We start from the raw sequence: 23,449 nt of genomic DNA, 5'->3' as shown, positions 1-23,449 counted from the left end.
CCGGGACCGACGACGAGCCCCGGGCCGCCCTCGGGACGACCGACACGGACGACGAACCGCAGGCGGCGCGGTAGGCGACTCAGCGGTAGACGGCGCGGTTCGCCGCGCCGACGACCCGGGCGTAGAGGCCCCCGGTCAGCGCCCGGTTCCGCACCAGCGCGGCCCGCGCCGCGTTCGCCCCGGGGGCGCCGTGCACACCACCACCCGGGTTCGCCGACGCGCTCGCCAGGTAGAGCCGGTCGATCGGGGTGTCCGGGCGGCCCAGCCCGGGCACCGGACGCAGGAAGAGCTGCTGGTACGCGGCGGCCGTACCGCCGCCGACCGCACCGCCGACGAGGCTCGGGTTGCGCTCCTCGAGATCCGCCGGTCCGGCCACGAACCGGCCCCGGATCCGGGCGCGGAAGCCGGGCGCGTGCCGCTCCAGCACCGCCTCCATCCGCTCCACGTGCCCGGCCACGTCCTCGGCCCGCCAGTCCCGCCGGAAGGGCAGGTGGGTGTACGCCCAGAGTGACTCGGTGCCGGCCGGGGAGCGGCTCGGGTCGGTGGTGGTCATCTGCCCCGCCAGCAGGAACGGGTCCTCCGGGACCTCTCCGCAGGCCAGCGTCGCCGCGTACCGGGTCAGGCCGTTGAGGTCGGTGGCCAGGTGCACCGTCCCCGCCCCGGCCACCTCCGGGTTGGTCCACGGCACCGGGCCGTCCAGCGCCCAGTCGACCTTGACCGTGGAGCCGTCCCAGCGGAAGTGGGCCAGGTCCTCGACGAGGCGGGACGGCAGCCGGGCCGCGCCGACCAGGTCGAGGTAGAGCGCGGGGGCGGGCACGTCGGCGAGCACCGCCCGCCTGGCCCGCCAGGTCCGGCCGCCGACCGTCCGGACGCCCATCGCCCGCCCCCGGGCGACCAGCACCCGGTCGACGTGCGCGTCGTAGCTGATCCGGCCGCCCCGCGCGCGCAGCCGGGCCACCAGCGCGTCGGTGATCCGCTGCGCGCCGCCCACCGGCACCGGCCAGCCGACCTCCTGGCCGAGCATGGCCAGCAGCCAGCCGTAGATGCCGGAGCCGGCGTCCTCCGGAGAGAGATCGGTGTGCAGGGCACAGCTGGCCAGCAGCGCCGGGGCACCCTCGCCGTCGAAGAGTTCCGCACCGAGCTGACGGACCGGCAGGACCAGCCGTCGGGCCAGGCGCAACGCCCCGGCGGTACGCAGCCGGGCGAGCAGTTCCAGCCCGTTGCGCACCGGCGGGAACGGGGTGAACAGGGCGTCCACCAGCGGCCGGGAGATCTTCCGCCAGTCCTCGTACGACTCCAGCCAGCGTTTCCCGTCGCCGGGGGCGAACGCCTCCATCGACGCGGCGGTGCGCTGCGGATCGCGGTTGAGCACCGCCGCCCGCCCGTCGGGCAGCAGGTGCGCCAGCACGTCCGGCGCATGCCCCCAGGCGAGCCCGTGTTCGTCGAGCGCGAGCTGACGCAGCACCGGCGAGGCGTACCCGAGGGGGTAGAACGAGCTGTAGAGGTCGCTGAGGTAGCCGGGGGCGGTGACCTCCGCCGAGCGGACCGCGCCGCCGGGCGCGCCGGTCGCCTCCAGTACCAGGACGTCCCAGCCGGCGTCGGCGAGCAGGTTCGCGGCGACCAGTCCGTTGTGCCCGGCACCGATCACCACGGCGTCCGCGCTCTCCGCGCCGGACCCGGTCTCCGCGTACCCGCTGGACGGCATGGGGGACATCATCCGGTCCCGCTACCCCCCGGGCAACCGGGTGAAACGCGTTTGCCCGGCCCGACTGGGGGCATGCAGCGCGCCATGTGGCGGGTGGAACAGCTCATCGGAGGCGTGTGGGGCGCGGGCGGCGCGGGCGGCGAGTTCGTCGTGACCGATCCGGCGGACGGCACCGACGTCAGCACCGTACCGACGGCCACCGAGGACGAGGTGGCCAAGGCGGTCGGCGCGGCCCGGGGCGTGGCGGCGACGTGGGCGGCGACGGACCCGGCGGAGCGGGCGGCAGCCCTGCGCCGGGCGGCCGACGCCGTCGAGGCGGTCGCCGAGGAGCTGGCGCAGGCGACCACCGCGGAGATGGGCAAGCCCCTGCTCGACGCCCGGGGTGGCGTGGCGGCGGGGGTCGGCACCCTGCGCCAGTACGCCGAACTGGGGCCGCTCCGGGGCGGCCGGACCCTGCACGGCGGGCGGGACGCGGTCGACTTCATGGCACCGGAGCCACGCGGCGTGGTCGCCGTGATCACCCCGTGGAACGACCCGGTGGCGGTGGCCTGCGGGCTGCTCGGCGCGGCCCTGGTCACCGGCAACGTGGTGGTGTTCAAGCCCAGCGAGCGCACCCCGGCCACCGGCTGGCTGCTGGCCCGGGCGCTCGACGGTGAACTCCCGGCCGGGGTGCTGTCCCTGCTGACCGGCGACGCGCGGGTCGGCGCGGCGCTGGCCGCCCAGGAGGTCGACGTGGTGGCGCACGTGGGCTCCACCGCGACCGGCCGGGCGATCGCCTCCGCCTGCGCCCGCACCGGCGCCAAGGCCCTGCTGGAGAACGGGGGCAGCGATCCGCTGATCGTCGACGCCGGGGTCGACCCGGTCTGGGCCGCCGGGCAGGCGGCGATGGGCGCGTTCGCCAACGCCGGGCAGCTCTGCGTGGCGGTGGAACGGATCTACGTGCACCGGGAGGTGGCCGGCGACGTCGTCCCGGCGCTTGTCGACCTGGCCCGCGCGATGCGGATCGGCCCGGGACAGGACGGGGAGACCGAGATCGGTCCGTTGGTGGACCGGCGGCACCGGGACCACGTGCACGGCCAGGTGCTGGCGGCGGTGGCCGAGGGTGCCCGCGTCCTGACCGGCGGGGCGGTGCCGGCCGGACCGGGGGCCTTCTACCCGCCGACCGTGGTCACCGACTGCACCGACCGGATGGCGCTGGTCCGCGAGGAGACCTTCGGCCCGGTCGCGCCGGTGCTCGTGGTGGACTCGTTCACCGAGGCGCTGGGGCGGGCGGCGTGCTCACCGTACGGGCTGGCCGCCACGGTGCTCACCGCCTCGATGGCGCACGCCCAGCGGGCGTGGCGCGAGCTGCCGGTCGGCACGGTCAAGGTCAACGCGGTGTTCGGCGGCGCGCCGGGCGGTGCCGCGCAGCCGCGTCGGGGCAGTGGCCAGGGCTTCGGGTACGGCCCGGAACTGCTCGACGAGTTCACCACCACGAAGGTCGTGCACCTGAGCGCTCCGGGCGGCGGACACTGGTGAGCGAGCCGGCACCCGCCACCCGGGCGGGGTCGGTCAGTCCCCACGCGCCCTGCGGGTCTGCCGGTCGTTGGCCTTGCGGATCGCGTCGACCAGTTCCGGCTTGGTCATCCGGGACCTGCCCCGGACGTCCAGCTTGCGGGCGACCTGCATCAGGTGGTCCTTGGTGGCGTTCGCGTCCACTCCGGCGGCGGTGGGTGCCCGCCGGGCCGGCCCGCCCCCGGCGGCCTGCCGGTCGCTGGGCCCCTTGCGGCCCTTCGGCTCCCAGTGATCGCCGACCTTCTCGAACTCGTGCTTGAGCGCGGCGAAGGCGGTGCGGTGCGCCCGCTCCCCCTCGCCATACGTCTCGACCGCCGAGTCGTGCGTCTTCGCCCAGGTCCGTTGCGCCTTCTCAGGTGAGCGCCGGACGGTGCTGGGCAGTACCTCACGCCCTGGCATGTCGTCCTCCTCCGCGTCGGGTGCTTCCGGGTTGACCGTTCCCGGTCCCGGCAGCGGCAAACGGCGCATCCGGGTTTGTCGAACTCGCGCCCCGGGTACCGCCGGGTTCCGGCCCGGACCGGACCGACCGCGCGACCCGGCGCGACGGACGCCCCCGGGTCACGGCGGCGAGGGCGGGGAGCGGTCATGGCAGCGACGACGACGGAGCCGACCGCACCGGCCGGCGGAGGACGCGAGGTGCGGATCCCCCGGGGGCTGCGGCAGTTGAGCTGGCCGACCTGGCGCGGCGTGCTGGTCCGCAGCGGGCAGAACTTCGTCAAGGACAACTGCGCGGACTGGGCCGCGGCGCTGACCTACTACGGCGTGCTCGCCCTCTTCCCCTCGATCGTGGTGGTGGTGGCCCTGGTCGGGCTGGTCTCCGAGGGCGACCGGACCGTGGACACGCTGCTCGGCCTGGCCCGCGACGTGGGCGCCGGCTCGGTGGTGGCCAACGAGAACGTGGTCGGGGTGATCGAGGGGGTGGTGGACCAGCGGAGCGGGGTGAAGGCGCTGCTCAGCTTCGGTCTGCTCGGCGCGCTCTGGTCGGCCTCGGGCTTCATCGGCGCGTTCACCCGCGCCTCCAACGCGATCTACGGCGTCGAGGAGGGCCGGCCGTTCTACCGGCTGCGTCCGATGCAGATCGGACTGGCCGCGGTCTCCCTGGTGCTGCTGGCGGTGGTGGCGACCGGGTTGATCGTCAGCGGCCCGGTGGCCGAGGCCGTCGGCGACCTGCTCGACCTGGGCGACGCGCCGCGTACCGCGTGGAGCGTGGCGAAGTGGCCGGTGCTCGCCACGGTGCTGATGGTGCTGCTGTCGCTGCTGTTCTGGATCGCCCCGAACGTGCGGCAGCCCCGGTTCCGCTGGCTCACCGTGGGTGGCGCGGTGGCCCTGCTGGCCTGGATCCTCGTCTCCTTCGGCTTCGGCCTGTACGTGGCCAACTTCGGCTCGTACGACGTCACGTACGGCAGCCTGGGCGCGATCATCGCGTTCCTGGTGTGGCTCTACCTGTCGAACTGCGCTCTGATGTTCGGAGTGCAGATCAACGCCGAACTCCAACGTGGCCGCATGATCCAGGCCGGGGTCCCGGAGCCCGGGGAACCGGTCCTCACCCCCAAGCGCGCCGCCGAGTCCTGACCACGCCGTCCCGCTGCGGTACGCGGTTTATCCCCGTCCCGCCCGGGTAGCGCAGTAAGCATGGAACGAGGCAGCAACAAGCACGGACCCCGGCTCGACGACCAGATGAGCCAGGAGGTCAGTGGCCTGGTGCAGGGTCCGGGGGTCGGTGGCTCCCGGGTCGACGAGTTCCGCGAGGCGGAGCCGGCCGGTGAGGACCAGCCGGGCGCGACCACCGCGCCGGCGGGCGAGTTGCGCACCGGCGCGCCGCAGGGGATGAGCTCCACGGACGTGGAGCAGCGCAGCCGGCTCGGCCGGTTCATCGGCCTGTCGGCGCTACCCGGTGACCGGGAGACGTTGCTGGGCAGCGCCCGGGAGAACGAGGCGCCCGACGACGTGATCGCCGCCCTGGAACGGCTGCCGGCCGGCACCCGGTACCGGACGGTCTCCGAGGTCTGGGCGGCACTGGGCCACAAGAACGAGACGCAGCGCTGGTGAACGGTCGGGTCAACCCCCGACCCGTACCGGCCCTGGCAGATGAGGAGGATGCCCTGATGAGTGGCGTTATGGAGCACGTGGACGTGGACGTCCCGATCCGGACCGCGTACGACCAGTGGACCCAGTTCGAGGAATTCCCCCAGTTCATGGAGGGCGTGCAGGAGGTCCGGCAGCTCTCCGACACGATGACCCACTGGACCGTGGAGATCGCCGGCGTGAAGCGTGAGTTCGACGCGCAGATCACCGAGCAGCTCCCGGACGAGCGGGTGGCCTGGAACTCGACCGGCGGTACGGAGCACGCCGGCGTGGTGACCTTCCACCGCCTCGACGAGAGGCACACCCGGGTCACGCTCCAGCTGGAGTTCGAGCCGCACGGCGTGGTCGAGAAGGCCGGCGACAAGCTCGGCATCGTCGACCGCCGAGCCAAGGGCGACCTGGAGCGGTTCAAGTCGTTCATCGAACGGCGCGGTCAGGAGACCGGCGCCTGGCGGGGCAAGGTCGACCGGCCCCAGCCCTGACCCGTACCGCGTCCCGACGGCCGCCGGCCCCGCCCGGCGGCCGTCGCCTCGTGTCCGCGCCCCGGTCGACGTCGTCGCGAGTGTCCGCGCCCCGGTCGACGTCGTCGTCCCGGGGCACCGTCGGTCCGGTTTGTCGACCCGGGCCGGGGGTACGGCGAACCCATGACCGACAACGACGGCGCCGCGTGGCGTGACGAACAACGGCTCCCGCTCAGCGAACTGGACAAGGCGGTGGCGACCTCCCCGGTCGACGGGCAGGCCGACGACATGACCGGCAACGACGCGGGGTACGAGTCCGCCTTCGGGCACGGGCCGATCCCGGCGGACGGACGCACCGCCCACGAGGGCGACCACGAGCGGCAGGCGACGGACGGGCAGCGGGCGTACCGGCCCTCGACGACCGGCCGCACCGGCCCCGACGTCTGATCCGGAGACGGTCGCCGGCCCGAGGCGGTCGCCGACCGTCCTGCGGTGGCTGCCGTCCTACGGTGGCTGCCGTCCTGCGGTGGCTGCCGTCCTGCGGTGATTGCAGGGGACCCCTGCTACCGCATTTTGAGGAGCAGGGGTCCCCTGCAACCAGAACGGTTCAGGCGGCCAGACGGGCGGCCCGCCGGGTGGCGGCGAGTTGCAGGGCGATCAGCGCCACGGCGAGGACGACGAGTGCCGGTCCGAGCGCCTCGACCGACGTCCGGCCGACCAGCACCCCGATCGCGGCCGGGCCGAGGGCACCGCAGAGGCCCGCGACGGCGATCTGCACCCCGATGGCCCGGTCGGCGTGCGCCCCGCCGACCCGGTCGGCGGTGGTGAGGGTGAGCAGTGGAAAGACGGGGGCGGCGGCGAAGCCGATCACCGCGAGACCGGCCACGGCCAGCCAGGCCGGGCCGGGAACCGCCACCAGGACGGCTCCGACGGCGAGGCCCGCCAGGCTTCCCCAGAGCACCCGTCCGCTGCCGAACCGTTCGGCGATCACACCTTGGACGACCCGGCCCACGAAGAGGCTGGCCCAGTACCCCGAGACGCAGATCCCGGCCGCTGTCGCGCCGAGCCCGCGTCCCTCGGTGAGCAGCAGGAAAGCCCAGAGTCCGGCACCGATCTCGATGGCGGCGTAGACGCCGAAGCCGAGCGCGCCCAGCCAGACCGCCGGCAGCCGCAGGGTCTGCCGGACCGGAACGCTGACCGGTCGGGTCGGCCGTCCGGCCACCGCGCCCCGGTCCCGCCAGGCCCGGACGGTGAGCGCGAACGCCACGGCCAGAGCGAGCTGACCGGCGGCGACGAGTCCGTACCCCCAGCGCCAGGAGAGTCCGGCGCTGATCGCCCCGGTCATGATCAGCGGGCCGAGGGCCACCCCGAGGCCGAAGAAGGCGTGCAGCCAGTTCATGTGCCGGGGTCCGAAGGCACCGGCGGCGTACGCGTTGAGCCCGGAGTCGACCGCCCCGGAGCCGAAGCCGAGCACCAGCGCGCAGCACACCACGACGGCCAGGCCGGGCGCGAGGGCGTACCCGGTGAGGGCCAGGCTCGCCAGCAGGGTGCTCCCGGCCAGCAGCCGGCCGACCCCGAGCCGGGCGATGCTGAACCCGGCGAGGAGGCTGGAGGTCAGATAGCCGGCCGTCCCGGCGGTGAGTGCCACGCCGACCGCCTCGGTCGGCACCCCGAAATCCGCCCGCATCGCGGGCCAGCCGACCCCGAGCAGTCCGTCCGGCAGGCCGAGGCTGACGAAGGCGAGGTACGCGAGCAGGAGCAGGGAGGCCCGGGGGGATGTCGGCACGACCGGCCATCCTGCCCCATCGGGCCGACGTTGGCAGTGGCCGATACCACGTCGGCTCCGGGAAGCGGCGGAGACACGGCCGGGGATCCGGACAGGTCACCCAGAATCGGCCGATCGGAGGAAGGGCAATCCGGGCATCGCGCGCAAGACTGTCGGGATGCAACAGGGCAGTAGCTTCCTCACCGATCGTCAGCGCCGCCTGGCTTGGCTCGGCTTCCTGCTGGCCGCGCTCCAGGCGCCGGTCTCCGCCGCGCTGGTCTCCGACGACTCGTGGCTGTTCAGCCTCTGCGTCGCGATGCTGGTCGCGACAGTGATCATCGCGGACGACGCCGGACGACGCCGTCCGGCCGACGCGCGCAGCGCGGACCGGGGCTGACTCAGCCCGTCCCGTCCGGGCGGGCCTCGTGCCCCGGGCGTCCCCGGGTTCGGCGGTGCTCCTTCATCTCCGCCTCGAACAGGTGCCGCCGGCCCTGCACCAGCTCGTCGCGGGCCTGCCGGTCCAGGTTCCGGAAGAGGGCGTGGTACCCGTCGTCGAAGTCCTCGACGATCTGGAACGTCCACCGACCCGCGATGACGTTGCGCCCCAGCAGTTCCTCGTCGATCCGGTCGGCGATCCGGTCGTGCCCGGCGGCGCGGAACCGCTCGACGGCGTCGTCGAGCATCAGGTCGGCGTGGCCGATCAACTGGTGCAGGGAGTAGAGGTGTCCCCGTGCCCGCTCGACGGTCTCCAGCGCCTCGCTGAGCTTGCCGAGCGCGGCGACCGTCTCGTCGTCCACCCCGGCGGGCCGGCGGTGCCGTTCGTCCGGCGCGTCCCCGTGGTTCCGTTCGTCCGGCGCGTCCCCGTGGTGCCGCTCGCCCGGTTCGTTCCCCTGGTGGGCCATCCGTGTCTCCGCTCGCCGGTCCACGCTGCCTCCGGGTAGTGCCCCGACGTGGGGCAGGTCACGCATGTCCGGGCAAACTCCACCCGGTGGTCGAGCCGGTCACCGCCGTCCGGACGAGGTCGGGGCGCCCCCGGCGGGATTACTCTCGCTTTCCATGTATGCGCAGTTCACCAGGGGTCTGACCGACGACACGGCGGTGGGGGTGGCGCGGGCCTCCATCGCCGCCCTGACCGTGTCGATCGGCACCGCGGGATTGGCCGCCGCCGCCCGCCGGCCCGACCTCCTCGCCCGGGTCGACCAGCACGCCGCCGCCGTCCGGGACAGCCTCGACGGCGACCGGCGGCCGCTCACCCTGGCCGCCCTGGCCGGATACGCCGACGGCGTCCGCACGGCGGCCGAGGAGCACGGCTGGGCCCCGCCGGCCGGACCGGTCGACTGGTCGGCCCCGGACTGGGTGCTGACCCGGCTGCTGGCGGTCTGCGCGCTGGCCCGGCCGGTCTCCACGCCCGCCTGACCGACCCCGACGTCGGCCCGACCGGGCCACGCCCGCCGCACCGACGCAGCGCCGAACCGACGCGGCACCCGTCCACCGGCACCACCCGAACGCGGGGAGGACGCCCGCACCGGACGTCCTCCCCTGGTCGTGCCGCACCAGCGCTCACTCGGCGCGGCGGAACTGCTGGGTCTCCTCCCCCATCCCGGCACCGGAGCGGTAGGGGGTCGCCGAGGCGCCGGGCGTCCCGCTCGTCCCCGCCGGCATGCGCGCCGTACCACCCCGGTCGGCCATCTGCCGCTCGGTGTCCATCCGGCCGGCCGTCTGGGCCCGCCGCTGCATCTGCACCGCCCGCGACTCCTCCGCGGCCCGGTCCAGCCAGCGGTCCCACCGGGACTGCATCGGCTTCACCAGACCACCACCGACGCCGATGATCAGGATTCCGGCCACGGTCGCGAGCACCGCGATCAGCACCGGAGTGGTCACCGTGGTGGCGATACCGACCTGGTTCAGCGCGGCGATGACGCCGAGCGCGAGGATGAAGATCGCTGTCAGGTCGGCGAGGATCTTGCCGTACGAGAGCCCGCCGAGTGCCCCGCTGACGAGGTCCTTGACGGCGTTGGCGATCGCCGCGGCCACCACCACGATGACGATCGCGATGAAGGCCCTGGGCAGCCACGCCACCACACCTGAGATCAGGTCGCTGATCGCGTTCGGCCCCCACACCCCGAACGCGAACTGCAGGGTGAACAGCAGCACGGCGTAGTACGCCAGTCTGGCCAGGATGTCACTGGCGTCGTACCGGGTGCGCTCCAGCGCCCGTTTGACCCCACCCCGCTCGACCGCCCGGTCGAATCCCACCCGTTCGAGCACCGTGTCCACGATCTTGAGCACCGCGCGGGCGATGAGCCAGCCCACCACGAGGATCGCGATGAAGGCGATGGCCCTCGGTACGAAGAGCAGCACCGACCTCCACATGTCGGTCAGGGCGTCGCCGATGTCGACCTGCCTGACCGCGAGGGTTTTCCGCATGTTGTCCCTCCCTGTCGCCTGGTCTGCGCCGCCCGCATACCCGGCCGAAGAAGCACCAACCCGCAGCGGCAGCAGCCAGTTTCCGGACATGTCCGCCCTGGTCGGGACGGCGGGAACAGAACACTCCCGGCAGCGGCCGGGGCACGAGGCGGAACGCCACGGGACCACGCCGGATAGGCTGCGTCACATGCCAGGCACGGTCGGGCACGTTCCCGCTTCACCCGCCCCGATCCCGCGGGCTGCCAGCGTCGGCACGGCGGCGCTCGTCCTCGACCATCCGTGGTCCGGCACGCCACTCGGGCCGCTCGAGCGGTGGGACCCGGCGGTCCGGGCCGTCGTCGATCTGGTCCTCGCCTCGCCGGTGCCGATGGCGCTGACTCTGGGCACGGAGTTCCGGCTGCTCTACAACGACGGGTACGCCGAACTGGTCGGCGCGGCCCATCCGGCGATCGGCCGGCCGGCGGCCGAGGTCTTCGCCGGGATCTGGTCCCTATCCGGAGTCGGTGACCTGGTCGAACGCACCTTCCACGAGGGCACGTCCGTGCTGGAGAAGGAGTCGATCCTGCCGATCCTGCGGCACGGCACCGGCCGGGTCGAGCAGGCGGTCTTCACCCGGGGCTGCTCCCCGGTACGCGACAGCGGCGGGACGGTGGTCGGCGTACTGACGGTGGCGGCCGAGACCACCCAGGTGACCGAGCAGTTGCAGAGTCTCAGCGAGCTGGCCGCCGCGCTCTCCGGCACCCTCACCCTGGACGACGTGGCCCGGGTGGCGCTGCGGTACGCCCTCGACTCGTTCGACGCCGACCTGGTGTCCTTCGGGGTGGACGACGGCGGCGGTTGGCGCATCGTCCGCCGGATCCGGGGCGAGCTGCTCGACGAGGCCGACGAGCGGCTGCCCCCGCTCTGGCGGCGCGCGCCGGACGACTCGCCGCTGCCGCTGGTGGTGACCGCCCGCAGCGGGGTGCCGTCGTTCACCACGGACGGCCAGCCGCTCGCGGCGGCGGCGGTGGACCGGCACGACCAGAAGATCCGTGCCCTGGCCGCGCTGCCGCTGCGGACGCCGGTGCTGCACGGCGGGCTCAGCGTCGGGTACCAGCGGGGGCACCCCTGGTCGGCCGCCGAGCGGGCACTGCTGGCCGCCTCCGCCGAGCTGGTCGCGCAGGCGGCCGAGCGCGCCCGCCGGTTCGAGACCCAGCACGGCACCGCCCAGTTGCTGCAACGCAGCATGCTCCCGGAGCACCTGCCGGACCTGCCCCGGTTGCGCATCGCCGCCCGGTACGACCCGGGCGTGGACGGCAACGCGGCCGGGGGCGACTTCTACGACGCCTTCGTCCTGCCCGACGGCAGGCTGGGCGTCGTGCTCGGCGACGTCGCCGGCCACGACGTGCAGGCGGCGGCCCGGATGGGGCAGGTCCGGGCGGCGCTGCGTGCCCTGGCGCTGGCCGATCCACGCCCGGACGCCGTCCTGGCCGGGCTGGACCGGCTGGTTGCCAGCCTGGGTGCCGAGGCCGGCACGTACGAACTCTTCGTGACCGTCGTCTTCGGGGTGATCGACGCCGGGCGGGAACGGCTCACCCTGGCCAGCGCCGGGCACCCCGCGCCGCTGCTGCGCCGGTGCCCCTCCCCGGACGACGAGCCCACGGCCGAATACCTCGACGTGCCGACCGGCGCCCCGCTGGGGCTGGGCTGCCGCCCCGGCACCACCACGGTCCGGTTCTCACCCGGCGACACCCTGCTGCTGTTCAGCGACGGCGTGGTCGAGCGCCGCCGGCAGAGCCTCTCGGTGGGGCTCACCGGGCTGGCCGAGGCGATCGCCGGTGCGGCCAGTGGCGACCCCCGGGCGCTCTGCGCGGTCGCGACCGCCGCGGTGCCCGACGGGACCGAGGACGACGTGGCGGTCCTCGCGGTGGAGCACGCGCTGATGCCGAGCCGGTCGGCCAGCATGGAGGTCCCCGCCGAACCGACCGCGCCGAGCCGGGTACGGCACTGGATGACCGCGCAGCTCTCCGACTGGCAGGTGCCCGAGTCGATCGTCGGGGCCGCCGTCCTGTGCACCAGCGAACTGACCACCAACGCCCTGTTGCACGCCGGTACCGCCGCCCGGGTCGAGATCGACCTCAGCCCCGAGCGGCTGCTGGTGTCGGTCGCCGACTCCGGGACCCGGGGCAGCGTGACGAAGGCGCAGACCGACACGTTGAGCAGCCGGGGCCGCGGACTGGGGCTGATCGAGCAGCTCAGCGACGCGTGGGGGACGGATCCGACGGTACGCGGCTCCACGGTCTGGTTCGAGATCCTCATTCCGCCGGCGGGCTGAGGCCGCGGCGGTGTGTCCGCCCCGACAGAAGGGAAGGCGATGGCCTCCGCGCGTTCCGACGGTGTCCTGTTCGACGTCGACGGCACCCTGGTCGACACCACGTACCTGCACACCGTGGCGTGGTGGGAGGCGTTCCGCCAGCTCGACCACGCGGTGCCGATGGCGCTGATCCACCGGTCCATCGGCATGGGGTCGGACCGCCTCCTCGACCACCTGCTCGGGCCGGAACGCGACCGGGCCGAGGACGACCGGCTCCGCGACGCCCACGACCGCCTCTTCCTCGGGTACGCGGAGCGGCTGACGCCGCTGCCGCACGCCGCCGACCTGCTGCGGGCCTGCGCCGAGCGAGGGCTGCGGGTGGTGCTCGCCACCTCCGCGGCCGAGCACGAGGTACGGGCGCTGCGGGCCGCGCTCGACGCCGACGACGTCATCGACACCGTGACCTCGTCGGCGGACGCGCGGCGGAGCAAGCCCGCGCCCGACATCCTGGTCGCCGCGCTGGAGCAGTCCGGCCTCGCCGCCGAGCGGGTGGTCTTCGTCGGTGACTCGGTCTGGGACGTCGCCGCCGCCGGCCGCCTGGGTATTCCCTGCATCGGGCTGACCTGCGGTGGCACCGGTCGCGCCGAACTCGCCGGGGCTGGTGCGGTCGAGGTCTACGACGACCCGGGTGCGCTCCTGGCGCACCTGGCCGAGTCCCCGGTGCTGAGCCGCCGACGCGACGACACGGACACGAACATGAACGTGAAGGCATAGCCACCCGTTCGACGGGGCACAGTTCGTCTCCACCTGCCCGGACACCACCGGGCGAGGCGAGGGGTGGAGTCTTGGAGCCGGTCGACGTCGCTTTCGCGGTACTCGGGATCGGAGCGTTGCTGGCCGGGATCCTTCCCCGGATGTTGGAGCGGCGTCCCCTCTCCATGCCGATCGCCTTCCTCGGCCTCGGAATGGTGATCTTCCTGTTGCCCACCGGGCTGCCGATCCCGGACCCGCTGGTCCACCCGGACGTCGCCACCCACCTCACCGAGGTCGGCGTGATCGTCGCCCTGATGGGCGCCGGCCTCAAGATCGACCGTCCGTTGAGCTGGCGGCGCTGGTCGTCCACCTGGCGGCTGCTCGCCATCGCGATGCCGCTGTGCATCGCGGCCGTGGCACTGCTCGGCTGGTGGTGGGCCGGGCTCGTGCCGGCGACCGCGCTGCTGCTCGGGGCGGCGCTCGCCCCGACCGACCCGGTTCTCGCCGCCGACGTGCAGGTGGGCGAGCCGACCGACGTGGAGGACTCCGAGGACGAGGTCCGTTTCGCCCTCACCTCCGAGGCGGGTCTGAACGACGGGCTGGCCTTCCCCTTCGTCTACGCGGCCATCGCCATCGCCTCCACCAGCCTCGCCCCGGCCGACTGGCTGGCCGAGTGGATCACCGTCGACCTGCTCTGGAAGGTCGGCGCCGGGGTGGCCGGCGGGCTGCTGGTCGGCTGGCTGCTCGGCAAGCTGTTCTTCCGCGCGCCGAGCGAGCTGCGGCTGGCCCGGCACGCCGAGGGCTTCCTCGCGCTGGCCGCGACGTTCCTGGCGTACGGGCTGGTCGAGGTGATCGGCGGGTACGGGTTCCTCGCCGTCTTCGTGGCCGCCCGGGCGATCCGGGCGGCGGAGCGGACCCACCAGTTCCACTCCGTGCTGCACGACTTCGCCGAGCAGGTCGAGCGGCTGCTCACCGTCCTGCTGCTCCTGCTCTTCGGCGGGGCGGTGGTGGGCGGTCTGCTGGCCCCGCTCACCTGGCAGGCCGCCCTGGTCGGCCTGGCGCTGGTCTTCGTGGTCCGGCCGCTCACCGGCTGGCTGTCGCTACGCGGCGCCCCCGGACGCCCGGCCGAACACTGGGTGATCGCCTGTTTCGGCATCCGGGGCGTCGGCTCGTTCTACTACCTGGCGTACGCCACCACGAAGGCGGATTTCCCGCAGGCCGACCTGGTCTGGGCAACGGCCGGCCTGGTGGTGATCGTCTCGGTGGTGGTGCACGGTGTCGCGTCCACCCCGGTCATGCAGATGCTCGACCGGGCCGGTGAGCGTACCGGCGATCCCGAGCAGGCCGAGCCCGCCCTCACCTGAGGTGGTTGCAGGGGTCCCCTGCTACCGCTTTTTGGTGAGGAAGGGCCCCCTGCAACCACCAAACACCACAGCGCCGCACCCCACGCCTGCGCGAGGCGGGGCAGGGCGACGCGGGGGCGGGGCAGAGCGAGGCGGACGCGAGGCAGGGGCGAGCGGTCAGGTGGTCAGTCTGCGGACCAGCGCCCGCCCCAGTTCCCGTCCGGAGAGCCAGGCGGTCTGCACCCGGGGCTGGCCGAAGGCGTCCCCGGCCAGCCCCACGCCGTCGTCGTCCAGGTGGTACGCCCCGGACAGCCCGGTCGCCGGCTTCGCGTACGTCCAGCGGTGCACGTGCACGTGGTCGGCCGGTTCGGGAAGAGCGAGCAGGTCCCGCACGGCCTGCTCGACGGCGGGTGCGGCGGCGGTCGGCTGGAGCAGGTGCCGCCCGGCGAACTCGGCGGTGGTGTGGGCGACCAGCACGGGTTCACCGTCCCCGCGCCGGTCGCCGTCGTCGCAGAGCAGCGTCAGCACGGGGTGGTCGTTGACGAACGCCCCGGCGAAGTCGGGCCACCGACGGCGCGGGAAGCGCAGCACGGCGGTGAGCGTGGACGTCCACTGTTGGGCCTGCACCGCCCGGGTGGCGTCGGCCAGCGTCGGGTCGAGCAGGAGCGCCGCCTGCGGGCCCGGCATGGCGAGCACCACCGCCTCGCACCCGGTGCCGTCGACGCGCGGCCCCGGCTCCACGCCGAGCACCAGCCGGTCGACCGTCACCGGCAGTCCGGTCGCCAGGTCGGTCACCAGGGAACGCAGCCCGCGCGGCGCGGCCCAGCGCATCGGTCCGGGCACCGCGTGCCGGCCGTCCGCCCCGTACGCGAGAAAGGTGTCGGTCCATTCCCGGGCCAGGCCGGCGGCGCGCCAGCCCTCGACGACGCAGGCGAAGTCCGGGTCGCTGACGGTGAAGTAGGCGGCGCCGATGTCGGCGGGGCGACCGTCGAAGCGTTTGCTGGCCATCCGGCCGCCGGCCACCCGGGCCCGTTCCCGGATCTGCACCGGCACGCCCGCAGCCGCCAGTTCCCGCGCGCACGCCACGCCGGCGATGCCGGCCCCGACCACGACCACCCGAGCCCGTTCCCCCGTCACCACGTGATCGTATGCGCCGCCCGCCGGCCCCCGGCCCGGCGCGCCGGGGGCATGAAGGCACCCACCGACGGGTACTGGCACACCTGTTCGAGGAAAGGTGGAGAGATGGCGGACCGCGACAGCGCCCACGCCAACCCTCGTGGGGCGATCAAGGACCCGGACGAGTGGGTCACCGGCGACGAGCCACCGACGGCGGCCCAGGAGTCGTACCTGGCCACGCTCTCCCGGGAGGCCGGCGCGGAGGTCCCGGACGGGCTGACCAAGGCGGAGGCGGCCCGGCGGATCGACGAGTTACAGGAGGAGACCGGCCGGGGTCAGTGCCCCGGCCGGCGGGGCAGGCGGTGCAGCTCGACCCGGTCGAGCCGCCCCGCCGCCATCCGGGCGGTCAGGTACGTGGCATACGGCTGAGCCCGCCGGTCGGTCGGCGAACCGGGGTTGAGCAGCCGCAGCCCGGTCGGCGCGACGGTGTCCCACGGGATGTGCGAGTGCCCGAAGACCAGCAGGTCGCAGTCGGGGAACCGGGCGGCGCACCGGGCCTCCCGGCCGGTCCGTGGACCGGTCTCGTGCACCACGGCCACCCGGAGACCGGCCAGTTCGACCCGGGCCACCTCGGGTAGTCGCGCCCGCAGCGCCGGTCCGTCGTTGTTGCCGTACACGGCGACCAGACGGCGGGCCCGGGCCTCGACCGCGTCGAGCAACGCGACGTCCACCCAGTCACCGGCGTGCAGCACCACGTCGGCGGTGTCGATCGCCGCCCAGAGTTGTTCGGGCAGGTCCCGGGCCCGCTTCGGCACATGGGTGTCCGCCGTGACCAGCACCCGCATCCCCACCTCCGCCACACCACGAGCATTCCCCATCCGCCCCCGGTCCGCCGCAGGAGGCGGGCGAGAGCGTGGTGGGGCTTCACTTCGGGCGGCGGGAGTCGTACCGTGGAAGGTGGCGTGGGAGCGCTTCCATAGGGCATGTCCGATAGGAGAGGGATTTGAGAACCAACCCCCGACTCGTCGCGGCGACCGCCGCGACGGCTGCCTTCGCCGCCGCGACGACGATCGCGGTGGGCGCGCTCCGGCCACCGCCCGCCACGGCGGCCGACTCCGCCTTCTACGTCGACCCGAAGACGTCGGCGGCCGCCTGGGTCGCCGCCAACCCGGGCGACTCGCGCGCCCCCGTGATCCGCGACCGGATCGCCAGCGTCCCGCAGGGCCGCTGGTTCACCACCACCAACACCGCCACCGTACGCGCCGAGGTGGACGCCCTGGTCGGGGCCGCCGCCGCGGCCGGGAAGATCCCGATCCTGGTGGTCTACAACATCCCCAACCGCGACTGCAGCGGCGCCAGCGGTGGCGGAGCGCCCAGCCACGCCGCCTACCGGCAGTGGGTCGACCAGGTCGCCGCCGGGCTGGCCGGCCGCCCGGCCACCATCGTCCTGGAACCGGACGTCCTGCCGTTGATGACGACCTGCCAGAACGCCGGCCAGCAGGCCGAGACGAAGGCGTCGATGGCGTACGCCGGCAAGCGGCTCAAGGCCGCCTCGGCCCAGGCACGGGTGTACTTCGACGCCGGACACTCCGCCTGGCTCCCGCCCGCCGACATCGCCGCCCGCCTGGTCGGCGCGGAGATCGCGACCAGCGCGGACGGCATCTCGGTCAACGTGTCGAACTACCGCACCACGGCCGAGGCCGTCCCGTACGCCAAGCAGGTGATCGCCGCCACCGGGGTCCCCGGGCTCAAGGCCGTCGTCGACACCAGCCGCAACGGCAACGGGCCGGCCGGTTCCGAGTGGTGCGACCCGCCCGGACGGGCCATCGGGACGCCGAGCACCACCGACACCGGCGACCCCGCGATCGCCGCCTTCCTCTGGGTGAAGCTGCCCGGTGAGGCGGACGGCTGCATCGCCGGGGCCGGGCAGTTCGTCCCCCAGCGGGCGTACGAGCTGGCCATGGCGGCCGGCCCGACCACGCCCCCGGCGACCACCGCGCCGCCGACCACTCCCCCGGCCACCACTCCCCCGCCGACCACCCCGCCACCCGGAGGTGGTTGCACCGCCACGATCGCCCCGAACGCCTGGGCGGGCGGTTTCACCGCCGAGGTCCGGGTGACCAACCGCGGCGCCGCGCTGACCGGGTGGACGCTCACCCTCACCGTCGCCGACGGCGTCCGGCTGACCAACGGCTGGAACGGCGAGTGGAGCCAGTCCGGCAACCGGCTCACCGTCCGCAACGTCTCCTGGAACGGCAGCGTGCCCACCGGCGGAACGGTGGCCGTCGGCTTCCAGGGCACCTTCACCGGCACCACCCTCCCCGCCTTCGGGGAGGTCACCCTCGACGGCACCGCCTGCACGACCTGACCCACCCGGGCCCCCGGCCGCACCGGCCGGGGGCACCCCGGACGTCCGCGTCGCCTCAGGCGCCCTGGCCCTGGTTCTGCATCAGCCCACCGTCCATCACGTACGTGGAACCGGTCACGTAGTCGGCCTCGTCGCTGGCCAGGAAGACCGCCAACCGGCCGATCTCGTGCGGCTGCGCGGCCCGCTTCCACGGAATGCTCTGCACCTGCTCCTCGAGGTACTCCGGGTCGTCGATCGCCCGCTGGTTGAACGGGGTGAGCACCATGCCCGGCGCGATGTTGTTGACGTTCATCCGCATCGGCGCGACCTCCAGGGCCAGCGTCTTGGCGAACTCCAGCATCGCCCCCTTGCTGGTGTCGTAGTCCGCGCCACCGGCCCGGGCCACCTCCTGGTGGATCGAGGTGGTGTTGATGATCCGCCCCCCACCGCCGGACTCCCGGCGGTGCCGGACGAACCGGCGCGAGCAGAAGAACGACCCGTACACGTTGGTGCGGATCGCCCGGTCCCAGGTCCCGGTGTCCAGGTCGGCCACGAAGGTGCCGGAGGCGTCCACCCCGGCGTTGTTCATCAGCACGTCCAGCGTGCCGAACTCGGCCAGCGCCTCGTCGAACATCGACTCGACCCGCCGCTCGTCGCTGATGTCGCCCTGCACCACGATCGCCCGCCGGCCGGCCGCCTCGACCTCGTCCCGGGTACGGTCCGCCCCGTCCCGGTCGTGCAGGTAGTGCACCACCACGTCGGCGCCCTCCCGGCCGAACTCGATCGCCGTCGCCTGCCCGATCCCCGAGTCCGAGCCGGTGATCAGGGCGGTCTTCCCCGCCAGTCGTCCGGTCACGATGCTGCTCCCTCCCTCGTGCCCGCGCCGGTCGGCACGGGCCGGTGCGCCCACGCCCCGGGGCCGCCCGGTGGCCAGGCCCGGCGGTCCACCAGCCAGAACGAGCGGATGGGGGAGCCCCGCCGGGCGACCGTCCCGGCGCGACCGGGCGAACGACGCCTACCCGGTCGGCCCCTGGGGCATTCGCCTCCCGGCCGGGACGGTTGCGCCGCCGCGTCCCGGCCCGTTCCCGGCCCGTTCCCGGAGCCGTCGGCGGCCATGACCCGACCGGGGTTACCGCTCGCCGGGGGCGGGAACGCGGAAGGTCGACCGAAGGAGGCAGCTCATGACCAGATCCTCGGCTCCGACCGCTGCCGGGCAGCCCGGGACGGCAGGCGCTGGCACGATGCCGTCCGGTCCCACCGGCCAGCCGATCCCGCTCGACGACGGCCGTGGCCCGCAGAGCGGCCGTCCCACCGTGACCATCGGGTCGTATCCGGACTATCCGTCGGCCCAGCGGGTCGTGGACCACCTGGCGGACAACCGGTTCCCGGTGGAACAGACCGCGATCGTGGGCACCAACCTGACCCTGGTGGAGACCGTGCTCGGCCGGATGAACACCGGCCGGGCGGCGCTGGCCGGCGCCGGTACGGGCGCCTGGTTCGGGCTCTTCATCGGCCTGTTGTTCGGCATCTTCACCGCCGGCAACTGGGTCGCGGTCATCCTGGTCGGGTTGGTGGTCGGCGCCGTCTGGGGTGCCGTCTTCGGGGCGATCGCCCACAGCATGACCGGCGGGCGTCGCGACTTCACCTCGGCCAGCTCGCTGCGGGCCGGCCAGTACGCGGTGATCGTCGACGCCCAGTTGGCCGACCGGGCGCAGGAACTGCTCGGCCGGATGCACCTGACGCCGACCCGGCGTACGGGCGGGTGACCGGACCGGGACACGGCCGCCGGGCGGCCACCCGACGGGGCCGGTGGGGCGCAGTCCCCGCCGGCTCCGGTCCGTTCACTCGTCGGTGGCGAGCCGGGCGTGCAGGTGTTCGTCGTGGCGGCGGCCGTCGCCGTACCGGTGGGACTCCCGCAGCGTCCCCTCCCACGGGTAGCCGGCCCGGTCGGCGACCCGGCACGAGGCGACGTTCGCCACGGCGTGGCACAGCTCGATGCGGTGCAGTCCGAGCGACCCGAACGCCCAGCCGGTGACCAGCCGGACCGCGGCGGTGGCGACGCCCCGCCCACGGGCCGAGGGCACCGTCCAGTACCCGATCGAGCCCTCGTCGCCGTGGATGCGGTGCAGCGAGACCGAACCGGTCAGGACGCCGGTCGCCGGATCGGTGACGGCGAACGAGGCGTGCGTACCGGCCGACCAGTCGGCCCGGGCCCGGATCCAGGCCTGGGCACCGGCCAGGTCCAGGCCCGGGGCGGAGGGGTTCCACTGCGCCGTCTCCGGATCGCGGAGCGCGGCGAGCACGTCTGCGGCGTCCTCCTCCCGCCAGGGACGCAGCAGCAGTTCAGGGGTGTTCAGCTCGACATGTTCCACGGGGCGGGAGTCTTGCACGCCACGCCGGTCCCATGTGCGGGATTTCCTCGCCACCATCCCGCCGCTGAGCCGATCCATCAATGGGGGTTGAGCGGCGGAAACGTGGAATCCGGAACTGCCGGGGCCGTCCCCGAGGGGGAAGCTAGGGGTCATCTCGGGGCGTTCCCTGAGGAAAACGTGAGCCCCGGCTTGCCTATACTCGTCCATGCGATGGTCCCGGCGAGGGAGCTGCTCCGGATGGACATGATCGAGGCATACGTCGCCGAGTTGGACAAGGCCCTCCGCGGCCCCCGGGCGACCAAGGCCGATCTCCTCGCGGAGGCGCGGGACGGTCTCCTGGATGCGGCCGACGCCTACGAGGACGCCGGTCTCGACCGGCGCGACGCCGAACGGCGGGCGGTCGCCGAGTTCGGGGCGGTTCCCGAGATCGCCTGCGACTACCAGACCGAACTGGGTCTGGCCCAGGGGCGCCGTACCGCTCTGCTGATCTTCTTCGTGCTGGCCGCGCAGCCGGTGCTGTGGCGGTTGACCCGGCACCTGGCCGGCGGCGTGGGATACCACAGCCCCGGCTACCGGCTGGTCGAGGAGACGGTCAGCTGGATGGGTTCGGCGACCCTGTTCGCCGCGATCCTGGTCGCCACCGCCGCCGGCTACGGGGTGCGGTACCTCGGCGCCCGCCGGGGGCTCGTCCGGGTCACCGGGGTCTTCGCCTTCGCGGTCTGCGTGGTCTTCTCCGTGCTCGGGGTGCTGCTGACCGCGCTCACCCCGCACGCCCTGATGAGTGTCGCCGGGTTGCCGAGCGCGCTGGTGTTCCTCGGTATCCCGTTGGCCGGGATCGGCGTCTCCGGCCGGAACTGCCTGAGCGCCGCCTGACCGGACGCCCCGGTGCGACACCCGCCGAGGCGGCCTCGCTCGGGCGGACGACCCACGTCCGCCGTGCGGCCGGGGCACGCGCCATCCGGCGTCCCGCAGCGGTTCGGGTCGCCGGTCCGGTGCCGCCCGGGACCGGGCGGCACCGGGTCGACTCAGGCGAAGCCCACCGCCGTGCCGGGACGCAGCACGCCCTCGACCACTGCGGCGAAGTCCCGCCACTCGGAGCGCTCGTCCGCCAGGGCCCGCCGCCCGGAGGCGGTGAGCTGGTACGTCCGGCGCTTACGGCCACTGACTGTGCTCCACTCGCTCTGCACGTAGCCTGCCCGCTCCAGCCGGCGCAGGGCCGGGTAGAGCGTGCCGGTCGGCAAGTCGAGCGCGCCGCCGCTGCGGGCCTGGAGAGCTTCCATGATCGCGTAACCGTGCAGCGACTCCCGCTCCAGGACGGAGAGAATCAGGGCGTCGAGGTGCCCCCGCAACGCGTTTGGCCTCATGTAGCCAATCTACACGAACGCGGTACGGTAGCCCAGCTACAGGTAGATACCCTATTCGGGATGTTCAGGGCTCTGCCCCGCGTGTCCCACCGGTCCCCGCCACCGCCTCTCGACCGCGCATCGAGTCGTCCCGATCATTCTTGTGCCGCGCCGGGAGACGGCGGGCCGTGCGACACCCGGCGGCCCCTCGTCACCGCGACACGACGTGCGGACGAGGACGGCGGGATGGACGCGTACAGGGTTCTGAGCAGGTGTGGCCGGCTGACCGTCAGCGTCGCCCGGGAGCTGTTCTCCGGGCTGAAGGCGTTCGGCGCGGCGCTCATCGGCACGCCCCTGCCGCCCGAGGCCTTTCCCCCGGCCACCCCACCGACGGGCGGGCCCGTGCCGTCCGGTGGGACGGTCACCGATGCCACCCGGCCGGCGAGCGGCGAGCCGGGGCTCCCGCCGTCGCCGGTGGAGCCGGGCACCCCATGGTCGGGGACGGAACCGGGCGCACCGCCGGCCGGACACCCGGAGCGGTTGATCCCCCACGTCCCCCCGACGCCGGTGGAACGCCGACTCTGGTCGCAGCTGCGCTGACCGCCGGCACGTGGCCGCCGCCCCTGCGGAGAGCGGGGCGGCGGCACCGTTGACGAAACACCGGACCACGGGCACGTTGCCGACGCACCACCGACCGGACCACGGGCACCGCCGCCGACGCACCACCAGCCGGGGCACCGCCGCCGGCCGGCGGCGGTCGGTTCACATGCCCTTGAGGCCGTGCGCGGTGGCCACGACGACCACGTCGGACTCCGGGGTCATCGTCCCGGCGGCCAGGGACCGGGAGACGGCGACCAGACCGGCCGCGCTGCTCGGTTCCAGCGGGAACCCGGCCCGCCAGAGGCGACGGGTCTCGGCGAGGACGCTCTCGTCGTCCACCGCCACGGCCTGCCCGCCGGAGCGCCGGACCGCCTCCACGGCCTGGGCCGCGAGCTGGTTGCCGCCCAGCGACGGCATGGCCCGGGTGCTGCCCGGGAACGTCGCGTACAGGTCGGCACCGGCGAGCACCGCGGCGACCCGGGGGAAGGGCTCCACCAGGCAGATCCGGGGCACCGCTTCGGCTCCGAGCAGCTCCCGGAACCCCAGGTGGATGCCCCACGCGAGGTCGCCCCGGGAGGCCGGCACCACCACCCACTCCGGTGCCCGGCCGTCCCGGTCGACGAGGATCTCCTCGGCGACCAGCTTGTACCCCTCGATGCCGAACGGGCTGCTGCCGACCGGGGGGACGACGAAGTTGGTGACCGGCAGCATGGTCCGGGAGTCGCGGTAGGCGGCGACGTGCTCCCAGCGCTGTTCGCTGCGGGGGAAGGAGACCACCTCCGCGCCGAGGTCGCGCATCAGCTCCACCACCCGGGCCGGGGTGTCGTCGGTGACCGCGATCTCGCAGCGCAGCCCCGCCCGACCGCAGTAGGTGGCCAGCGACACCCCGGCGTTGCCGGAGGAGGCGGCCACGATCCCCTCGTAGCCGGCGTACAGCGCCCGACTCACCACCACCGCGCTGAAGCGGTCCTTGTGCGAGCCGGTCGGGTTGGCGCCCTCCCACTTGAGGGCGACGTCCAGCCCGGGCACGGCCCCGGCGACGTCGGTCAGCAGCGGCGTACGCCCCTCGCCGAGGGTGACCGGCCGCAGGTAGGGCTGGTCGACCCCGGTGGATTCGCCCGGGGTGTACACGCACTCCAGGTTCATCGGTCTGCCCTCGGCCAGGCAGGCCGGGCACCCGGTCGAGTGGTCGGCCACCTCGTACCGGCGGTCGCAACGGATACAGGCGAGCCCCGCCAGGCGCGGGTTCTGAATCGTGGGCATGCTTCTCCCGGACCAGGATGGA

The 23,449-nt window shown here is 74.1% G+C and carries 26 protein-coding genes; 15 read left to right on the top strand and 11 right to left on the bottom strand.

The genetic code is table 11. The annotated features are described in order from the left end of the window. Positions 1 to 79: 79 nt before the first annotated feature. Complete coding sequence (locus IGA62_RS22880; RefSeq protein ID WP_232625126.1) at positions 80 to 1,714, bottom strand: phytoene desaturase family protein; 1,635 nt, start codon at positions 1,712 to 1,714, stop codon at positions 80 to 82. 75 nt (positions 1,715 to 1,789) lie between these two features. On the opposite strand from IGA62_RS22880, the gene IGA62_RS22875 reads away from it, so the two are divergent. Beyond that, a complete protein-coding gene (locus IGA62_RS22875; RefSeq protein ID WP_190289302.1) occupies positions 1,790 to 3,223 on the top strand; it encodes an aldehyde dehydrogenase family protein in 1,434 nt (477 codons plus the stop codon). A 33-nt stretch (positions 3,224 to 3,256) separates the two neighbouring features. On the opposite strand, the gene IGA62_RS22870 is transcribed toward IGA62_RS22875, so the two are convergent. Further along, entirely contained in the window at positions 3,257 to 3,658 is a 402-nt protein-coding gene (locus IGA62_RS22870) for a ChaB family protein (protein ID WP_091464108.1), read from the bottom strand. Between the two features lie 186 nt (positions 3,659 to 3,844). Here IGA62_RS22870 and IGA62_RS22865 point away from each other — a divergent pair, with 186 nt between their 5' ends. The 4 genes from IGA62_RS22865 (at position 3,845) to IGA62_RS22850 (ending at position 6,252) form a co-directional block, all read left to right on the top strand. Further along, the gene (locus tag IGA62_RS22865) at positions 3,845 to 4,831 is read left to right on the top strand and encodes a YihY/virulence factor BrkB family protein (protein ID WP_145818921.1); all 987 of its coding nucleotides are present in this window, start codon (positions 3,845 to 3,847) and stop codon (positions 4,829 to 4,831) included. Positions 4,832 to 4,891: 60 nt separating this feature from the next. Beyond that, positions 4,892 to 5,308: a DUF2795 domain-containing protein gene (locus tag IGA62_RS22860; protein ID WP_091462835.1), complete on the top strand. Its 417-nt coding sequence runs from the start codon at positions 4,892 to 4,894 to the stop codon at positions 5,306 to 5,308. Positions 5,309 to 5,364: 56 nt separating this feature from the next. After that, the gene (locus IGA62_RS22855; protein WP_091464112.1) at positions 5,365 to 5,826 is read left to right on the top strand and encodes an SRPBCC family protein; all 462 of its coding nucleotides are present in this window, start codon (positions 5,365 to 5,367) and stop codon (positions 5,824 to 5,826) included. Between the two features lie 162 nt (positions 5,827 to 5,988). Continuing rightward, positions 5,989 to 6,252 (top strand): hypothetical protein, encoded by a 264-nt coding sequence (locus tag IGA62_RS22850; protein ID WP_145818922.1) that lies wholly within the window; start codon positions 5,989 to 5,991, stop codon positions 6,250 to 6,252. Between the two features lie 160 nt (positions 6,253 to 6,412). Here the strand turns inward: IGA62_RS22850 and IGA62_RS22845 are convergent, their stop codons facing one another. Next, positions 6,413 to 7,591, bottom strand: a complete 1,179-nt coding sequence (locus IGA62_RS22845; RefSeq protein WP_145818923.1) for an MFS transporter — start codon at positions 7,589 to 7,591, stop codon at positions 6,413 to 6,415. A 157-nt stretch (positions 7,592 to 7,748) separates the two neighbouring features. Between IGA62_RS22845 and IGA62_RS22840 the strand changes: the two genes are divergently transcribed. Then, complete coding sequence (locus IGA62_RS22840) at positions 7,749 to 7,967, top strand: hypothetical protein (protein ID WP_091462837.1); 219 nt, start codon at positions 7,749 to 7,751, stop codon at positions 7,965 to 7,967. A 1-nt stretch (position 7,968) separates the two neighbouring features. Here the strand turns inward: IGA62_RS22840 and IGA62_RS22835 are convergent, their stop codons facing one another. After that, a complete protein-coding gene (locus IGA62_RS22835; RefSeq protein WP_232624750.1) occupies positions 7,969 to 8,472 on the bottom strand; it encodes a hypothetical protein in 504 nt (167 codons plus the stop codon). Positions 8,473 to 8,626: 154 nt separating this feature from the next. Here IGA62_RS22835 and IGA62_RS22830 point away from each other — a divergent pair, with 154 nt between their 5' ends. Next, positions 8,627 to 8,986: a DUF6401 family natural product biosynthesis protein gene (locus tag IGA62_RS22830; protein ID WP_145818924.1), complete on the top strand. Its 360-nt coding sequence runs from the start codon at positions 8,627 to 8,629 to the stop codon at positions 8,984 to 8,986. 144 nt (positions 8,987 to 9,130) lie between these two features. On the opposite strand, the gene IGA62_RS22825 is transcribed toward IGA62_RS22830, so the two are convergent. After that, a complete protein-coding gene (locus tag IGA62_RS22825; RefSeq protein ID WP_145818925.1) occupies positions 9,131 to 9,997 on the bottom strand; it encodes a mechanosensitive ion channel family protein in 867 nt (288 codons plus the stop codon). Positions 9,998 to 10,184: 187 nt separating this feature from the next. On the opposite strand from IGA62_RS22825, the gene IGA62_RS22820 reads away from it, so the two are divergent. From IGA62_RS22820 to IGA62_RS22810, 3 genes are all read left to right on the top strand, one after another. Further along, positions 10,185 to 12,311: an ATP-binding SpoIIE family protein phosphatase gene (locus tag IGA62_RS22820; RefSeq protein ID WP_145818926.1), complete on the top strand. Its 2,127-nt coding sequence runs from the start codon at positions 10,185 to 10,187 to the stop codon at positions 12,309 to 12,311. Positions 12,312 to 12,350: 39 nt separating this feature from the next. After that, complete coding sequence (locus tag IGA62_RS22815; RefSeq protein WP_145818927.1) at positions 12,351 to 13,064, top strand: HAD family hydrolase; 714 nt, start codon at positions 12,351 to 12,353, stop codon at positions 13,062 to 13,064. Between the two features lie 71 nt (positions 13,065 to 13,135). Beyond that, positions 13,136 to 14,407, top strand: a complete 1,272-nt coding sequence (locus tag IGA62_RS22810; protein WP_145818928.1) for a cation:proton antiporter — start codon at positions 13,136 to 13,138, stop codon at positions 14,405 to 14,407. 156 nt (positions 14,408 to 14,563) lie between these two features. On the opposite strand, the gene IGA62_RS22805 is transcribed toward IGA62_RS22810, so the two are convergent. Then, entirely contained in the window at positions 14,564 to 15,502 is a 939-nt protein-coding gene (locus IGA62_RS22805) for an NAD(P)/FAD-dependent oxidoreductase (RefSeq protein WP_145822057.1), read from the bottom strand. Between the two features lie 72 nt (positions 15,503 to 15,574). Here IGA62_RS22805 and IGA62_RS22800 point away from each other — a divergent pair, with 72 nt between their 5' ends. Beyond that, a complete protein-coding gene (locus IGA62_RS22800) occupies positions 15,575 to 15,931 on the top strand; it encodes a DUF3072 domain-containing protein (RefSeq protein ID WP_332838474.1) in 357 nt (118 codons plus the stop codon). Here IGA62_RS22800 and IGA62_RS22795 read toward each other — a convergent pair. Next, the gene (locus IGA62_RS22795; protein WP_145822058.1) at positions 15,838 to 16,347 is read right to left on the bottom strand and encodes a metallophosphoesterase family protein; all 510 of its coding nucleotides are present in this window, start codon (positions 16,345 to 16,347) and stop codon (positions 15,838 to 15,840) included. The genes IGA62_RS22800 and IGA62_RS22795 overlap by 94 nt on opposite strands. Before the next feature lie 158 nt (positions 16,348 to 16,505). Here IGA62_RS22795 and IGA62_RS22790 point away from each other — a divergent pair, with 158 nt between their 5' ends. Then, positions 16,506 to 17,870, top strand: coding sequence for a glycoside hydrolase family 6 protein (locus IGA62_RS22790; RefSeq protein ID WP_190289198.1), 1,365 nt, complete (start codon positions 16,506 to 16,508; stop codon positions 17,868 to 17,870). Between the two features lie 55 nt (positions 17,871 to 17,925). On the opposite strand, the gene IGA62_RS22785 is transcribed toward IGA62_RS22790, so the two are convergent. Continuing rightward, on the bottom strand, positions 17,926 to 18,705 hold the full coding sequence (locus tag IGA62_RS22785) for a glucose 1-dehydrogenase (protein WP_145818930.1): 780 nt from the start codon (positions 18,703 to 18,705) through the stop codon (positions 17,926 to 17,928). A gap of 385 nt (positions 18,706 to 19,090) precedes the next feature. Here IGA62_RS22785 and IGA62_RS22780 point away from each other — a divergent pair, with 385 nt between their 5' ends. After that, a complete protein-coding gene (locus IGA62_RS22780) occupies positions 19,091 to 19,615 on the top strand; it encodes a general stress protein (RefSeq protein WP_377465159.1) in 525 nt (174 codons plus the stop codon). A gap of 75 nt (positions 19,616 to 19,690) precedes the next feature. On the opposite strand, the gene IGA62_RS22775 is transcribed toward IGA62_RS22780, so the two are convergent. Then, positions 19,691 to 20,221: a GNAT family N-acetyltransferase gene (locus IGA62_RS22775; RefSeq protein ID WP_145818931.1), complete on the bottom strand. Its 531-nt coding sequence runs from the start codon at positions 20,219 to 20,221 to the stop codon at positions 19,691 to 19,693. 210 nt (positions 20,222 to 20,431) lie between these two features. Here IGA62_RS22775 and IGA62_RS22770 point away from each other — a divergent pair, with 210 nt between their 5' ends. Next, positions 20,432 to 21,094, top strand: a complete 663-nt coding sequence (locus IGA62_RS22770) for a permease prefix domain 1-containing protein (protein WP_232624749.1) — start codon at positions 20,432 to 20,434, stop codon at positions 21,092 to 21,094. Positions 21,095 to 21,246: 152 nt separating this feature from the next. On the opposite strand, the gene IGA62_RS22765 is transcribed toward IGA62_RS22770, so the two are convergent. After that, positions 21,247 to 21,585: a PadR family transcriptional regulator gene (locus tag IGA62_RS22765; RefSeq protein ID WP_145818932.1), complete on the bottom strand. Its 339-nt coding sequence runs from the start codon at positions 21,583 to 21,585 to the stop codon at positions 21,247 to 21,249. 225 nt (positions 21,586 to 21,810) lie between these two features. On the opposite strand from IGA62_RS22765, the gene IGA62_RS22760 reads away from it, so the two are divergent. Then, positions 21,811 to 22,164: a DUF6059 family protein gene (locus IGA62_RS22760; protein WP_145818933.1), complete on the top strand. Its 354-nt coding sequence runs from the start codon at positions 21,811 to 21,813 to the stop codon at positions 22,162 to 22,164. A 162-nt stretch (positions 22,165 to 22,326) separates the two neighbouring features. Here the strand turns inward: IGA62_RS22760 and IGA62_RS22755 are convergent, their stop codons facing one another. After that, positions 22,327 to 23,427: a threonine synthase gene (locus IGA62_RS22755; RefSeq protein ID WP_145818934.1), complete on the bottom strand. Its 1,101-nt coding sequence runs from the start codon at positions 23,425 to 23,427 to the stop codon at positions 22,327 to 22,329. Positions 23,428 to 23,449 lie beyond the last annotated feature (22 nt).

The organism is Micromonospora sagamiensis, assembly GCF_014680085.1.
Taxonomy (GTDB): Bacteria; Actinomycetota; Actinomycetes; order Mycobacteriales; family Micromonosporaceae; genus Micromonospora; species Micromonospora inyonensis.
The sequence above is the reverse complement of the archived record's forward strand: the minus strand, read 5'-3'. Positions and strand labels throughout refer to the sequence as shown.